Source organism: Nonomuraea sp. NPDC003214, assembly GCF_053590035.1.
Map to the genome: position 1 here is coordinate 578,873 of NZ_JBSFSX010000007.1, position 13,484 is coordinate 592,356.

Below are 13,484 nucleotides of genomic sequence, written 5' to 3' on the forward strand. Positions count from 1 at the left end.
TCCCGGTAGTCGTTGCGTCACTCAAAGTAGTTATACGAGTGCTTAGAGTGACAGTCACCGGGTGGTCAGTTCTGCCATGCCTGCCGGCGAGCCCGTACGTGGCCTGCCAGGGCGTAGCAGGCGGCGGTGGCGGCCGTCAGGAGGGCGGCGGCGAGCAGGGGCCGGGCGAGGCCGGCCAGGGCCGCGACGCCGAGGGTGGCGCCGGCCTGGCGGGCGGCGTTGAGGACGCCGCCGGCGGTGCCCGCCGTGCCGGGCGGGGCGCCCGCGATCACGCCCGCGACCAGGGCGGGCAGGCACAGCGACAGCCCCGTGCCGGTCACCAGGAGCCAGGGTGCGAGCGCGTCCGTCAGCGCCAGGCCCGCCAGGCCCGCCGTGAGGAGCGCCAGCCCGGCCAGGATCGGCGGGCGGGCCCCGTAGCGGGCGACGATCCGGCCGGTGAGCAGCGGGTTGACGGTCATGGGCAGCGTCAGCGGCAGGAACGCCAGCCCGGCGGCCATCGGGGTCAGGTGGCGCACGTCCTGAAGGAACAGGGTGAGGACGAACAGGGCGCCCGCGAACGCGAAGTTCGCCGCCGCCCCGGCCACCAGCTCCGGCCACACCGCCTTGACCAGCCCCGGAGGCGCCGCACCGGCCCCCGGCCCGACATCCCGCCGTCCGGCCCACGCCGACGCGACGCGACTCCGCCCAGCCCGCTCCGATACGACGTCCCGCCGTCCGGCCCACGCCGACGCGACGCCCCGCCGTACCAGCAGGGTTGCCAGAGGGAGGGCCGCGGCGGCGGCGAGGGCGGCGGTGGAGCGGGTGGTGGCGGCGTGAGCGAGGAGGGCGAGCGTCAGGCAGGCCGCCGCCTGGGCCGCCCAGGCGACCGGCCGCCGTCCCGCCGGGGAGCGTACGCCGCGGAGGGCGAGCAGGCCGAGGGCGGCGAGCGGGGCGTTCACCAGGAACACCGCCCGCCACCCGGCCAGCTCCACGAGCAGGCCGCCGAGGAGCGGCCCGGCGGCGAGGGCGGTGCCGGTGGCGGCGGCCCACACGCCGGTGGCGCGCGCCCGCGCGGCCGGCGACGGGTACAGCTCGGCGAGCAGGCCGAGCGAGCCGCCCACGCAGAGCGCGCCCGCCACGCCGAGCGCCGCCCGCGCGCCGACGAGCACGCCGAGCGCGGGCGCGGCGGCGCATGCCAGGGAGAGCAGCCCGAACGCGGCCACGCCCGCCCTGAACACCCGGGCGGCCCCGTGGCGGTCGGCGACGGCCCCGCCGGTGAGGAGGGTGGCCGCGAAGGCGACGGTGTAGGCGTTGACGGCCCACTGCTGTCCGGCGACCGATCCGCCGAGGGACGCGCGCAGGTCGGGCAGGGCGATGGTGAGCACGGTGGTGTCCAGCAGGACGAGGAAGTAGGCGAGGCAGACCCCGAGGAGCTTCATGCGGGCCAGCCTGCGGGCGGGCCGGGGGCGCGCTCAACAGCCGGGACCGTGGGGCGCGTTCGGGCGGACCGTATGCTCGGCATCGTGGATCTGCGTCATTTGCGATGCTTCGTAGCGGTGGCCGGGGCGGGCACGGTCACCGGGGCCGCGCACGGGCTCGGGCTGGCTCCGGCGTCGGTGTCTGAACAGGTGCGCAGGCTGGAGGCGGGGCTCGGGGTGTCGTTGTTCGAGCGGACGCCGCGCGGGATGCGCCTGACCGGCCACGGCACGGAGCTGCTCGGCCGGGCGCAGGCGCTGCTCGACCATGCCGAGGAGGTGCGGCGCGCGGTCACGGGCGCGCGGCGGCGGGTCACGGTGGGGGCGCTGGAGATGCTGGCGGCCACCCGGCTGCCCGCCGTGGTGCGCCGCCTGTCGGAGCGCCGGCCCGACCTGGACGTGCAGGTGCGGTCGCTGCCCCGGCAGGCGCTGCTGGCCGAGCTGGCGGGCGGCGGCGTGGACGCGGCGCTGCTGCTCGACGCGGGCCCGGCCGTGGGCACGCTGGGCTTCGACGCGCCGCCGGACCTGGACTTCGCCGACGTGGGCGAGGTCGAGCTGCTGCTGGTCGCGGCCCCGGACGGCGACCGCGACCCGCTGCTCGTCTCCGCGCCCGGCTGCTCGATCCGGCTGGCCGCCGACCGGCTGCCGGGGGTGACGGGCCCGCGCCGGGAGCTGACCAGCGTCGCCACGGCCCGCGAGTGGGCCAGGCGGGGCTTCGGCAGGGCGCTGCTGCCGGACTTCGCCGTCGAGGACGACCTGGCGTCGGGCGCGCTGGTGCCGCTCACGTCAGGGGTGCACCGGCCGGCGGATCGGCTGGCGCTGCGGCTGGTCTGGCCGCGCGGCCGGGAGGAGACGCTGCGCGACGTGCTCTACGCGATGAGCGAGCCGCTCCTGAGCCGGTAGAGGACGTGCGGGCGCAGCGGGCTGCCCTCGGGGACGCTCGGGTGCTCGAAGTCGCACGAGTGGTCGCGGGTCATCCCGAGCCGCCGCATCACCGCCTGGGAACGGGTGTTGGTCAGGGCCGTCATGGAGATGATCTCCGTCAGCCCGGCCTCGCCGAAGGCGTGGGCGGCGGCCCGGCGGGCGGCCTCGATGGCGTAGCCGTGGCCCCACGCCTTCCTGGCCAGCCGCCAGCCGATCTCCACCGCGGGCAGGAACGGCGCGTCGAACGTCTGCAGCGCCAGCCCGGTGAACCCGATGAACTCGCCGCTCTCCCGCACCTCCAGCGCCCACAGCCCGTAGCCGTGCTCGTCGAAGCGCTGCTCGATCTTGTCGGCGAAGGCGTCGCTCTCGGCCCGGCTCAGCGTGGCCGGGAAGTGCTCCATGACCTCGGGGTCGGCGTTGAGCGCCGCGAACGGCTCACGGTCGCCCTCGCGCCACCTGCGCATGATCAGACGTTCGGTCTCCACGTCCGGCATGCTAACGCCGCGACCGGATGCCGGTGATCCGCCGCAGGACGTCCCACCAGAACGGCGCCCCGAACAGCAGCGCCACGTACGTCAGCAGGAAGCCGGGCCAGTGGCTCGGGGTGGTGAGCCGGTCCCACCACAGGCCGCCGTTCCAGTGCACCGACGGGTCGCCCTCGGCCGGGATCGACACGCTGACGATCGCGTGGTCGAACAGCTTGACCAGCGCCGGCTCGCTGAGCGTGTCGGTGATGCAGCCCACCGGGTCGGCCTGCTCGCAGCGGGCCTTGAGCTCCTGGTACGCCTCGGGCCCGGACACGGCGGTCACCGAGGCGCGGAAGGCGTTGTCGCGCAGCAGCGTCTTGCCGTACTCCAGGCCGTCCATGGTGAACAGCAGCGTCACCAGCAGCCCCAGCGCGGTCACCACCCATTTGACGTAGCGCTTGTAGAGCATCGACAGCCGCTGCATCTCGCTGTCGAACCAGGTCTCCACGCCCTGCCGGAACCGGTCGAGGTCGCGCTGGGCGCTCTCCCACACGCCGTTGAGGTGGCCGTACAGCGGGCTGCCCATGGCCTTGAGCTTCTCCAGCAGCCCTTCGACGCCGCCGGGCTCACGGGCGGCCATCTCCATGACCGCCACGGAGAAGCGGCCGGGCGGCAGGTTGGAGATGCTGGTGCGGCCCCGTTTGGGGTGGTCGATCTCGCGGACGCGCTCGTACAGCAGGCTCGTCAGGGCGCCGCCGCCGTCGCTCGCCGGAACCTCGGCCGACTCGGCGGGCGCCGGCTTCGGGTCGTGCGCGGGCCTGGGGTCGCGGGCGAACGGCAGCGCCGCGAAGACGTCGCGCACCCGGCCCGGCAGCCACGACCTGCCGCGCGCGTCGGCGCCGTCGAGGGTGTCGCGCAGGTAGGCCCACAGGAACTTGCTGCGGATCGACAGGACCCGGACGACCGCCTCGTTCAGCCCGCTGACCAGCAGCGACAGCAGCAGGAACGACAGCACGAGGCCGAGGGCGAGATCAACGTAGGCGGATAACACCTCTGATACTTACACCCTGGGCCTCGGGGGGTGTCAACCTTCGTAGAAGACGCGCTCGACGACCTGGCGGGCGCGGCGGGTGACGCGGCGGTAGTCGTCGAGGAAGTCCTCCGAGCCGTCGGGCGGGTAGCCGAGCGCCTGGGCGAGCAGGCGGCGTTCGCGCGCGTCGGCGGGCACGCTGTCGCCGGGCCGCCCCTTGACCAGCATGATCGCGTCGCGGACGCGGGAGGCGCACCGCCACGCCTCGCCGAGCACGGCCTCGTCGGCGGCGTCGAGCAGCCCCGCGGCGACGGCGGCGCGCAGCGCCTCCAGCGTGCGGGTGGTGCGCAGCGACGGCGTGTCACCGGCGTGCCGGAGCTGCAGGAGCTGCGCCACCCACTCGACGTCCGACAGCCCGCCGGGGCCGAGCTTGGTGTGCAGCGCGGGGTCGGCGCCGCGCGGCAGCCGTTCGGCCTCCATGCGCGCCTTGAGCCGCCTGATGTGGCGTACGGCCTCGCCGGTGAGCCCGCCGGCGGGGTAGCGCAGCTCGTCCACCATCGCGGTGAAGGCGGCGCCGACCTCGGCGTCGCCGGCCGAGAAGCGGGCGCGCAGCAGCGCCTGCGCCTCCCACGGCGCCGACCAGCGCGCGTAGTAGGCGCCGTAGGAGGCGAGCGTGCGCACGAGCGGGCCCTGCCTGCCCTCGGGGCGCAGGTCGGGGTCGATGTGCAGGGGCGGGTCGGGGGCGGGCAGCGACAGCAGCCGGCGCAGCTCGTTGGCGACGGCGTGGGCGGCGTCGGTGGCCTCGCGCTCGTCGGCGCCGGGCAGCGGCCGGTGCACGAACATCACGTCGGCGTCGCTGGCGTAGGACGACTCCATGCCGCCGAGCCGGCCCATCGCGATGACCGCGAACCGGGTGGGGAGCGGGCCGCGGCGTTCGGCCTCGACCTTGCCGAGCGCGGCGCCGAGCGCGGCCCGGATCGTCACGTCGTTGAGCGCCGACAGCGCGGCCCCGACCTGCTCGATGTCGGCCAGCCCCGACACGTCGGCGACGGCGGTGCGGAACAGCTCGCGGCGGCGCAGCGCCCGCACCGCGGCCACGGCCGTCTCGGCGTCGTCGCCGTAGCGGGAGACGGCCGCCGACGCCTCGCCGAGCAGCGACTCCGGCGGCCGGGGGGCCAGGTCGTCGTCGCTGCCGAGCAGCGCGACCGCGTCGGGGGCGTGCATGAGCAGCCCGGCGGCGTAGCGGCTGGTGCCCAGCACCCGCGCCATCCGGGCGGCCACGGCCGTCTCGTCGCGCAGCAGCCGCAGGTACCACGGCGTGGTGCCGAGCTTGTCGCTCACCTGCCGGAAGCCGAGCAGCCCGGCGTCGGGGTCGGGCGTGTCGGCGAACCAGCCGAGCATGACCGGCAGCAGCGTCCGCTGGATCGCCGCCCGCCTGGACACCCCGGCGGTCAGCGCGGCGATGTGGCGCAGCGCGCCCTCCGGGTCGACGAACCCGAGGGCCGACAGGCGGGCCGCCGCCGCCGACGGCGACAGCCTGGCCTCCGACTCCGGCAGCCGGGCCACCGCCTGGAGCAGCGGCCGGTAGAACAGCTTCTCGTGCAGCCGCCGCGCCTCCCGGGCGTGGCGCCGCCAGCGCTGGGTGAACTCCCCCACCGGGTCGGCCTGCATGCCGAGCGCCCGGCCGAGCCGGCGCAGGTCGGCCGGGTCCTCCGGCAGCACGTGGGTGCGCCGCAGCCGGTGAAGCTGCAGCAGGTGCTCGACCTGGCGCAGGAACGTGTACGCCTCGGCCAGCCCGCGCGAGTCGTCGCGCCCCACGTAGCCGCCCCGCGAGAGCGCGGCCAGCGCCGGCAGCGTCGCCCGGCGGCGCAGCAGCGGGTCGAGCCGGCCGTGCACGAGCTGGAGGAGCTGCACCGCGAACTCGATGTCGCGCAGCCCGCCCGGCCCGAGCTTGATCTGGCGCTCGCCCTCCGTCTTGACGTGCGCCTCCACGCGGCGGCGCATCGCCTGGACGTCCTCGACGAAGTTCTCCCGGGTGGCGGCCGACCAGACGAGCTCGTTGACCGCCTCCACGTACGCGGCGCCCAGCTCCAGGTCGCCCGCCACCGGCCGGGCCTTCAGCAGGGCCTGGAACTCCCACGTCTTGGCCCAGCGCCGGTAGTAGGCCAGGTGGCTGGCCAGGGTCCGCACCAGCGGGCCTGACCTGCCCTCGGGCCGCAGCCCGGCGTCCACCTCCCACAGCGCGCCCTCGGGGGTGGCGGTCGAGCAGGCGCGCATCATGGCCTGCGCGAGCCGGGTGGCGGTGCGCAGCGCCTTGGTCTCGTCGGCGCCCTCGCGCGGCTCGGCCACGAAGATCACGTCGACGTCGCTGATGTAGTTGAGCTCCCGGGCGCCGCACTTGCCCATCCCGATCACGGCCAGGCGCACGTCACCCTCGCCGCCCGCGCTGATCTCCCCGGTCTCGCCGGTCTCGCCGACCTCACCGCCCTCGCCGACCTCGGCGCGTGCCACGGCCAGCGCCGCCTCCAGCGCGGCCCCGGCCAGGTCGGACAGCTCCGCGGTCACCTCGGCCTGGGACGCCTCCCTGGTCAGGTCGCGGGCGGCCAGGTGCGCCAGCCGTCCCCGGTAGGCGACGCGCAACGCGACCAGGGCGTCGTCCCGTCCGGCCACGGGCCGCTGGAGATCGGCGCGGGCGCCCACGGCGTCGAGGAGCGCCGTGCGGGGATCGTCCGGGCGGGGCGTGGCCAGCAGGTCGAGGTGGGCGGGGTGGCGTACGAGGTGATCGCCCAGGGCGGCGCTGACGCCGAGGACGGCCAGGACGCGCTCGCGGAGCCGGGCGTCGGCGCGGAGCCGGTCGAGGGCGCCCGGGTCGCTCTCGGCGAGCCGGGCGAGCGAGGCCAGCGCCAGGTCGGGGTCGGCGACCCCGACGAGCGCGTCGAGCAGGTCGGTGAGGTCGGCGGGGGCCTGCTGGACGAGCCGCGCCGCCGTGGCTCCGTCGGCGAATCCGAGCTTGGCGAGGCGCGCGGCGGTGGACTCGATCCTGGGCACCCCTCCATCTTGACAGGCCCGGACCGGGGCGGCCTAGACTGCAACGCAACGTTGCGTTGTGTTTTGTGAAGGGGGGCGGACGTGGAGAGGGTGCCGGCGACGGTGACGTGGGGGCTGCTCGCGGCCTGGATGGTGCACGACGCGGAGGAGCTGGCCACCATGGCCGGCTGGGCGCGGGCGGCCAGGCCCCGGCTGGAGAAGCGGTTCCCGGGCGTGCCGTGGGAGCGCCTGGAGGTGTCGCAGCGGCACGTCAACGTGGCCATCGGGCTCATGGGCGGCGTGATGGCGGGCGCGTCGGCGCTGGGGGCGCGCACCGGCGGGCGCAGCGCCACCTTCCAGACGGCGCTGCTGGGCTTCGGCGCACACGGGGTGGTGCACCTCGCCCAGGCCGCCGCCACGCGCGGCTACACGCCGGGCGTGGTGACGTCGCCGCTGGTGGTGATCCCGTTCTCGGTGTGGGCGTGGCGCCGGCTCAAGGCGTCCGGCGTGCCCGTCGCGGGCGGGGCGAAGAGCTGGGCGGGGCTGGCGGCGTTCCCGCTGCTGCTGGGGGGCGTCCACGCGGTCGCCCACGCCGTCGCCGCCCGCCACCCCGCTGATGGCCCCGGCAATGGCCCCGCTCCCGGGGCGCGGGTGCGGCGGCGGTTCAGCCGCGATCGCTGGTTCTGAGGTCGCCCACGCCCTGACGGGCGGCCGCGCGGATCGTCGCGGTGAAAGCCTCGGCCAGCGGGCGCCAGGCCGACTCCAGGGCGGGGGCGGCGGCGCGCACCTGCTCGTCGAGGCGGCCGGCGGACTCCAGGCCGGTGGCGGCCGTCCAGGAGGCGAAGATGTCCGGCGTCGCCTCGGGGTGGAACTGCACCGCCCAGGCCGCCGGGCCGAGCCGGTACGCCTGGTTGGGGTACTGGGCGCCGGTCATCAGCGGCACCGCGCCGTCGGGCAGGCGCGTCATCGCGTCGCCGTGGTACTGGACGGCCGGCACCGGGCCGGGCCGCGCGGCGATCCCGGCGAAGAGGGGGTCGGAGGCGGCCTGCGGCAGGGCGGTCAGCTCGGACACGCCGGCCTCCAGCCCGTTGCCGCCGCGCTCGACCGTGCCGCCGCAGGCCAGGGTGAGGAGCTGGGCGCCCAGGCAGACGGCCAGCGTGGGGGTGGCGTCGGCGACCGAGCGGCGCAGCAGCTCGCGGGTGGCGGGCAGCCAGGGCCAGCGCTCGTCCTCCCAGGCGGCGGCCTCGCCGCCGAGCACGACGAGCCCGTCCGCGGCGGCTTCGGGCACGGGCTCTCCCCGGTACGGCCGGACGACGTCACAGGGGAGGTCCAGCCAGCGGCCCAGGTAGCCGAGCCCGGCGTCGGCCTCGTGCTCGATCACGGTGATGCGCATATTTCAGGATTGTGCCGGACAATCTTGCGCTCGACATCACCCGGACCATACATTCGACTTGTTCACCGGACAAGCGTATGGGTGGCAATACATGCGACCAACAGAAGATCTGACCGCCAGGGCCCGCATCAGGGACGCGGCCCTGGCCCACTTCGGCGAGCACGGCGTGAAGGGCGCGAGCCTGCGCGCGATCGCCGAACGGGCCGGCGTGTCACTGGGCCTGGTCCAGCACCACTTCGGCTCCAAGGAGGGCCTGCGCGACGCCTGCGACGCCCACGTGGTGGCGTACATCAAGGAACAGGTCGAGCGCGCGGTCGGCGAGGGCGGCCTGGAGGACCCCGCGTACATGCAGCAGGCGTGGGCCGGCTCCCCGCCGGTCGTGCGCTACCTCGGCCGCGCCCTGGTCGACGGCTCGCCCGCGGCGGCGGCCATCTTCGACCAGCTCGTCAAGGTCACCGAGGAGAACCTGCACGGCGGGCCCGACCCGCGCGGGCGCGCCGCCGTCTTCACCGCCATGCGGCTCGGCGTCTACGTGCTGCACGAGCACCTGACCCGCACGCTGGAGGCCGACGCGTTCGCGCCCGCGACGATGGCGCGCATCGGCGCGGCCATGCTCGACGCCGTCTCCCCCGAGTTCGTCGGCCGGGACCTCGTCGACCGGGCACGCGAGGGCCTGGCCGGCACGCGGGAGGACGGCGATGGGTGACGTGCTGCGGATCGAGGAGCTGCGCAAGTCGTTCGGCCGGGCCCAGGCGCTCGACGGGCTCACCATGACCGTGCGCCCGGGCGAGGTGCACGGCTTCCTCGGACCCAACGGCGCGGGCAAGACCACCACGCTGCGGATCCTCCTCGGCCTGCTCAGGGCCGACGGCGGCACCGTGCGGCTGCTCGGCGGCGACCCGTGGCGCGACGCGGTCGAGCTGCACCGGCGGCTGGCGTACGTGCCGGGCGACGTCACGCTCTGGCCGAACCTGTCCGGCGGGGAGACCATCGACCTGCTCGGCAGGCTGCGCGGCGGCCTCGACCCGCGCCGCCGCGCCGAGCTGATCGACGCCTTCGAGCTCGACCCCGCCAAGCGCGGGCGCGCCTACTCCAAGGGCAACCGGCAGAAGGTCGCCCTGGTCGCCGCGCTCGCCTCGGCCGTGGACCTGCTCGTGCTCGACGAGCCCACCACCGGGCTGGACCCGCTCATGGAGGCCGTCTTCCAGGAACGCGTGGCCGAGGCGCGCGATCGCGGCGTGACCGTGCTGCTGTCGAGCCACATCCTGGCCGAGGTGGAGACGCTCTGCGACCGGGTGACGATCATCCGCTCGGGACGCGCCGTGGAGAGCGGCACGCTGGCCGAGCTGCGCCACCTGTCGCGCACGTCCGTCTCCGCCGAGCTGGCGAGCCCGCCCGGCGGCCTCGGCGGGCTGCCGGGGGTGCACGACCTGAGCGTCGAGGGCACCCGGGTGCGCTGCCAGGCCGACGCGGGCGCGCTCGACGGGCTGCTGCGGGCGCTCACCGGGTACGGGGTCCGCTCGCTCGACAGCCGGCCGCCCACGCTGGAGGAGCTGTTCCTGCGCCACTACGAGGTGCGGCGATGACCGGGCTCGGCGCGCTGATCAGGCTCGTCCTGCGGCGCGACCGGCTGCTGCTGCCGGTGTGGCTGGCGGTGGCGGCGCTGGTGCCGTACTCGGTGGCCGCCGGGGCGTCGGCCCTCTACACGACGGCGGAGGCGCTGCACCGCTACGCCGCCGAGGCGATGGGCAACGCCGCCCAGGTCGCGATGCGCGGCGCCGTGTACGCGCCGACGGCGGGCGGGGTCGTGGCGTGGGGCGCGGGCATGTCGTCCGCGCTGATCGCGGCGCTGGCGAGCGTGCTGGTGGTGGTCCGGCACTCGCGCGCCGAGGAGGAGGCGGGCCGCCGGGAGCTGGTCGGCTCGGCGGCGGTCGGGCGGCACGCCGGGCTCGCGGCCGTGCTGTGCGTGGTGGCGGGGGCGAACCTCGTCTCCGGTGCGCTCATCGCCGCCGGGCTGGTGGCTGCGGGGCTGCCGGTGGCGGGGTCGGTGCTGCTCGGGCTCTCGACGGCGGGGGCGGGGGTGGCCGCGGGCGCGGTCGCCGCCGTGGCGGCCCAGCTCACGGCCGGGGCGGGCGCGGCCCGCGGCCTGGCCTTCGCGGCGCTCGCGGCGCTGTTCCTGCTGAGGGCCGCCGGCGACGTGCAGACGTACGGCACGAGCGGAACGGCAGGTGACCCGGCGGGCGGCATGGCAGGCGGCCCGGCGGGCGATCCGGCGGGCGGCCCGGCTGGCGGCATGGCGGAGGGCATGGCGGGGGGCTTCGGGGTGGCGTGGTTGTCGCCGTTCGGGTGGGCGCGGCTCAGCCTGGCCTTCGCCGGGGACCGGTGGTGGGTGCTGGGGCTGTTCGCCGGGTTCGCTGCCGTGGCCGCCGGGCTGGCGTTCGCGCTGGCCGCGCAGCGGGACCTGGCCGCCGGGGTGCTGCGACCCCGGCCCGGACCGGACGAGGCCGGGGCGGCGCTGCGCGGGCCGTTCGGGCTGGCGTGGCGGACGCACCGGGGCGCGATGCTGGCCTGGACCGCGGCGAGCGCCGTGGTGGGCGCCCTGCTCGGCGGCGCGGGCGCGGGGACGCGAGGGCAGCTCGGCGACGTGTTCTCCGGCGCGGACGCGCTGTTCACGTTCAGCCTGCTGGTGCTGAGCCAGGCGGTGTCCGGCTACGCCGTGACGGCGGCGCTCCGGCCGCGCGCCGAGGAACGTGACGGGGCGGCCGAGCTGCTGCTGTCCACCCCGGCGAGCCGGGTGCGCTGGGCGGCGGCGCACGTGGCGTTCGCCGTGGCGGGGCCGGTGCTCATGCTCGGCGCGGCGGGGCTCACGATGGGGCTCACGTACGGGATCAGCCTCGGGGACGTCGGCGGCCAGGTGCCCGCGATGGCGGGCGCCGCGCTGCTCTGGCTGCCGGCCGTCTGGGTGGTGGCGGGGCTGGCGGTGGCGCTGCTGGGCCTGGCGCCGCGCGCGGTGGCGGTCGCGTGGGCCGCGCTGGGCGCGTTCCTGCTGGTGGAGCTGGCCTTCGAGTTCGGGCGGGTGGGCGAGGGGGTGCTGGGCCTGTCGCCGTTCTCGCACGTGCCGAAGGCGTTGCTGGGCGTTCCCGTCAGCCCGGCGTCGCCGCTCGGGCTGACGGCGGTGGCCGCGGCGCTCGCGGCGGCCGGGCTCGCCGGGATGCGCCGCCGCGATCTCGGCTGACCCGGCCGGCATCCGGCGGTCTCGTTCCGGTCCGCCCCCGGCCGACGGGGGCGGACCGGACGGGCGTGCTAGCGGGGCGTGATCCAGGTGGCCTGGGCGGCGGCGACGAGGGTGCCGTCCACCTCGTACACGGCGCTCTCGCCGAACAGCTTGCGGCCCTCGCGGCCGGTGGCGCGGCCGACGACCGAGTAGGCGCCGCCGGGGATGACATCGCGGTGGAACTGGACGGCCAGGCGGCCGAGCAGGGCGGACTCGCCGGGCTGGAAGTGGGCCCAGCCGGTGACGCAGTCGAGGGCGGCGGCGACGATCGAGGCGGGGACGCCGTCCTCGTCCGCGACCGTGAACGGCACCCGCCAGCCGGCCGCGACGAGGCCGTCGCCGTCCACCGTGCCGGGGAAGATGCGCAGGCCGTCGCCGGGCTCGCGCAGGCCGCAGGCGAAGCACTCGGGGAAGGCGTGGCCGCGGTGCCCGGCGAAGCCGGCCTCGGCGCGGGCCGCCTCGGTGAAGGCGACGAACGGCGGCGCGGGCACGTCCTCGGCCACGGGGATGGCCTCGACGAGCAGCTTGTCCCCGTCGTAGAGGGAGACGGTGTTGGCGACGTGCTCCAGGCGCAGCTCGCTGTCGAGGGGCGTGGGGGCGTGCAGCGTGACCTCGACCGCCGATCGTTTGCCGTTGAGCGCGTCGGCGAGGGTTCCGGCCAGCCAGCCGCCGTTGGCGACACCCGCGGGGCCCCGGAAGCGCTCGGGAACGGTCAGCACGGTCTGCAGGGCAGCCGTCGTCATGCCACACCCTCCAATATCGCCACTAAGGGCGTTAAGTCCAGAAATATCATTTAGAACAGGCCGATTTTACTGGAAGCATTGATCTACCAGCACCCGGGGCCTGCGCTACGACATAACGCAACAAACCCACACGAACTTCCCCACTCCCCCGCGTGGAACGGTTCAGGTGATCGCTAAAAGATACGGCGGGCCCGGCGTTCCCACACGACTTCCGGGCCGAAGTGACAATGGTCACGTTCTGTACCGCGCCCGGCACCCGGCAGACTGGCCCGCATGGACCGGCTGACCCTCTGGGAACGACGCACCGGACCTGCGCTCCTGGCCATCGGCGTCTGCTTCCTGGCGAGCTGGGCGCTGCCGGTCGTCGTGCCGGCCCTGCCTCCGGGGGCCGACCGCGTCCTGTGGTACGTCCAGGTCGCCGCGTGGGCGCTGTTCGCGCTGGACTACGCGGTGCGGCTGGCGCTCGCGCCGCGCCGGCTGCGGTTCGTGGTGCGCAACGTGCCCGCCCTGGTGGTGGTGCTGCTGCCGATGCTGCGCCCGCTCTGGCTGCTGCGGGCGCTGCTGCTGCTCCAGGTGGTCGCGGCCCGGGTGAGGCTGCCGCTGCGCGTGCGCGCGGTCGTGTACGTGAGCGGCACGGCGCTGTTCCTGGCGCTGGTCGGCAGCGTCGCGGTGCTCGACATCGAGCGCTCGCACGCCGACGGCAACATCAAGACGATCGGCGACGCGCTGTGGTGGGCGCTGACGACGATGACCACCGTCGGCTACGGCGACCGCTTCCCCGTCACCCCGGAGGGCAGGCTGGTGGCGGCGGGCCTGATGACGGCGGGCATCGCGCTGCTGGGCGTCGTGACCGCGGCCATCGCCTCCTGGTTCGTGGAGCGCTTCCAGGCGAGCGCGGCGGCGGAGCGGCGCAGCGAGGCCGAGCTGAAGCAGGCGCTGGAGGAGCTGGCCGGGATGCGGCGCGAGCTCGGCGAGCTGCGGCAGGCGGTCGGCGAGCTGGGCCGGCTGCGCGAGGAGCTGGCGGCCCTCACCGAGCGCCTGGGCGACCGCTGACCGGCCCGCCCGCGCCTACAGGACCGGCAGGTAGCGGCCCAGCTCGAACTCGGTGACGTGGCGCCGGTATTCGCGCCACTCCGAGCGCTTGTTGCGCAGGAAGAAGTCGAAGACGTGCT

Annotated in this window: 12 protein-coding genes; 6 read left to right on the forward strand and 6 right to left on the reverse strand. The window is 75.9% G+C overall.

The features are described 5' to 3' along the window. Nucleotides 1–65: 65 nt before the first annotated feature. Entirely contained in the window at nt 66–1,418 is a 1,353-nt protein-coding gene (locus ACWDXC_RS24760; RefSeq protein ID WP_449985767.1) for an MFS transporter, read from the reverse strand. A gap of 84 nt (nt 1,419–1,502) precedes the next feature. Between ACWDXC_RS24760 and ACWDXC_RS24765 the strand changes: the two genes are divergently transcribed. After that, nucleotides 1,503–2,357, forward strand: a complete 855-nt coding sequence (locus tag ACWDXC_RS24765; protein WP_449985770.1) for a LysR family transcriptional regulator — start codon at nt 1,503–1,505, stop codon at nt 2,355–2,357. Here the strand turns inward: ACWDXC_RS24765 and ACWDXC_RS24770 are convergent. From ACWDXC_RS24770 to ACWDXC_RS24780, 3 genes are read right to left on the reverse strand one after another with little or no spacing between them, the layout of a single operon-like run. Further along, on the reverse strand, nt 2,324–2,872 hold the full coding sequence (locus tag ACWDXC_RS24770; RefSeq protein WP_449985772.1) for a GNAT family N-acetyltransferase: 549 nt from the start codon (nt 2,870–2,872) through the stop codon (nt 2,324–2,326). The two genes, ACWDXC_RS24765 and ACWDXC_RS24770, sit on opposite strands and share 34 nt — an antisense overlap. Nucleotide 2,873: 1 nt before the next feature. After that, nucleotides 2,874–3,896 (reverse strand): hypothetical protein, encoded by a 1,023-nt coding sequence (locus ACWDXC_RS24775; RefSeq protein WP_449985775.1) that lies wholly within the window; start codon nt 3,894–3,896, stop codon nt 2,874–2,876. A 33-nt stretch (nt 3,897–3,929) separates the two neighbouring features. Further along, nucleotides 3,930–6,923, reverse strand: coding sequence for a bifunctional [glutamine synthetase] adenylyltransferase/[glutamine synthetase]-adenylyl-L-tyrosine phosphorylase (locus tag ACWDXC_RS24780; protein ID WP_449985778.1), 2,994 nt, complete (start codon nt 6,921–6,923; stop codon nt 3,930–3,932). Nucleotides 6,924–7,004: 81 nt separating this feature from the next. On the opposite strand from ACWDXC_RS24780, the gene ACWDXC_RS24785 reads away from it, so the two are divergent. Next, a complete protein-coding gene (locus ACWDXC_RS24785) occupies nt 7,005–7,589 on the forward strand; it encodes an HXXEE domain-containing protein (protein ID WP_449985781.1) in 585 nt (194 codons plus the stop codon). Here ACWDXC_RS24785 and ACWDXC_RS24790 read toward each other — a convergent pair. Continuing rightward, a complete protein-coding gene (locus tag ACWDXC_RS24790) occupies nt 7,567–8,295 on the reverse strand; it encodes a type 1 glutamine amidotransferase (protein ID WP_449985784.1) in 729 nt (242 codons plus the stop codon). The two genes, ACWDXC_RS24785 and ACWDXC_RS24790, sit on opposite strands and share 23 nt — an antisense overlap. A 91-nt stretch (nt 8,296–8,386) precedes the next feature. Here ACWDXC_RS24790 and ACWDXC_RS24795 point away from each other — a divergent pair, with 91 nt between their 5' ends. Genes ACWDXC_RS24795 through ACWDXC_RS24805 form a run of 3 tightly spaced genes read left to right on the forward strand, consistent with a single transcriptional unit; the run spans nt 8,387 to nt 11,530 of the window. After that, nucleotides 8,387–9,001: a TetR/AcrR family transcriptional regulator gene (locus ACWDXC_RS24795; RefSeq protein WP_449985787.1), complete on the forward strand. Its 615-nt coding sequence runs from the start codon at nt 8,387–8,389 to the stop codon at nt 8,999–9,001. Next, nucleotides 8,994–9,881, forward strand: a complete 888-nt coding sequence (locus ACWDXC_RS24800) for an ATP-binding cassette domain-containing protein (protein WP_449985790.1) — start codon at nt 8,994–8,996, stop codon at nt 9,879–9,881. Before ACWDXC_RS24795 ends, ACWDXC_RS24800 begins: the two co-directional genes overlap by 8 nt. Continuing rightward, the gene (locus ACWDXC_RS24805) at nt 9,878–11,530 is read left to right on the forward strand and encodes an ABC transporter permease (protein ID WP_449985793.1); all 1,653 of its coding nucleotides are present in this window, start codon (nt 9,878–9,880) and stop codon (nt 11,528–11,530) included. Before ACWDXC_RS24800 ends, ACWDXC_RS24805 begins: the two co-directional genes overlap by 4 nt. Before the next feature lie 68 nt (nt 11,531–11,598). On the opposite strand, the gene ACWDXC_RS24810 is transcribed toward ACWDXC_RS24805, so the two are convergent. Next, entirely contained in the window at nt 11,599–12,312 is a 714-nt protein-coding gene (locus ACWDXC_RS24810) for a PaaI family thioesterase (RefSeq protein ID WP_449985796.1), read from the reverse strand. A 273-nt stretch (nt 12,313–12,585) separates the two neighbouring features. Between ACWDXC_RS24810 and ACWDXC_RS24815 the strand changes: the two genes are divergently transcribed. After that, the gene (locus tag ACWDXC_RS24815) at nt 12,586–13,365 is read left to right on the forward strand and encodes an ion channel (RefSeq protein WP_449985798.1); all 780 of its coding nucleotides are present in this window, start codon (nt 12,586–12,588) and stop codon (nt 13,363–13,365) included. Nucleotides 13,366–13,484: the final 119 nt, after the last annotated feature.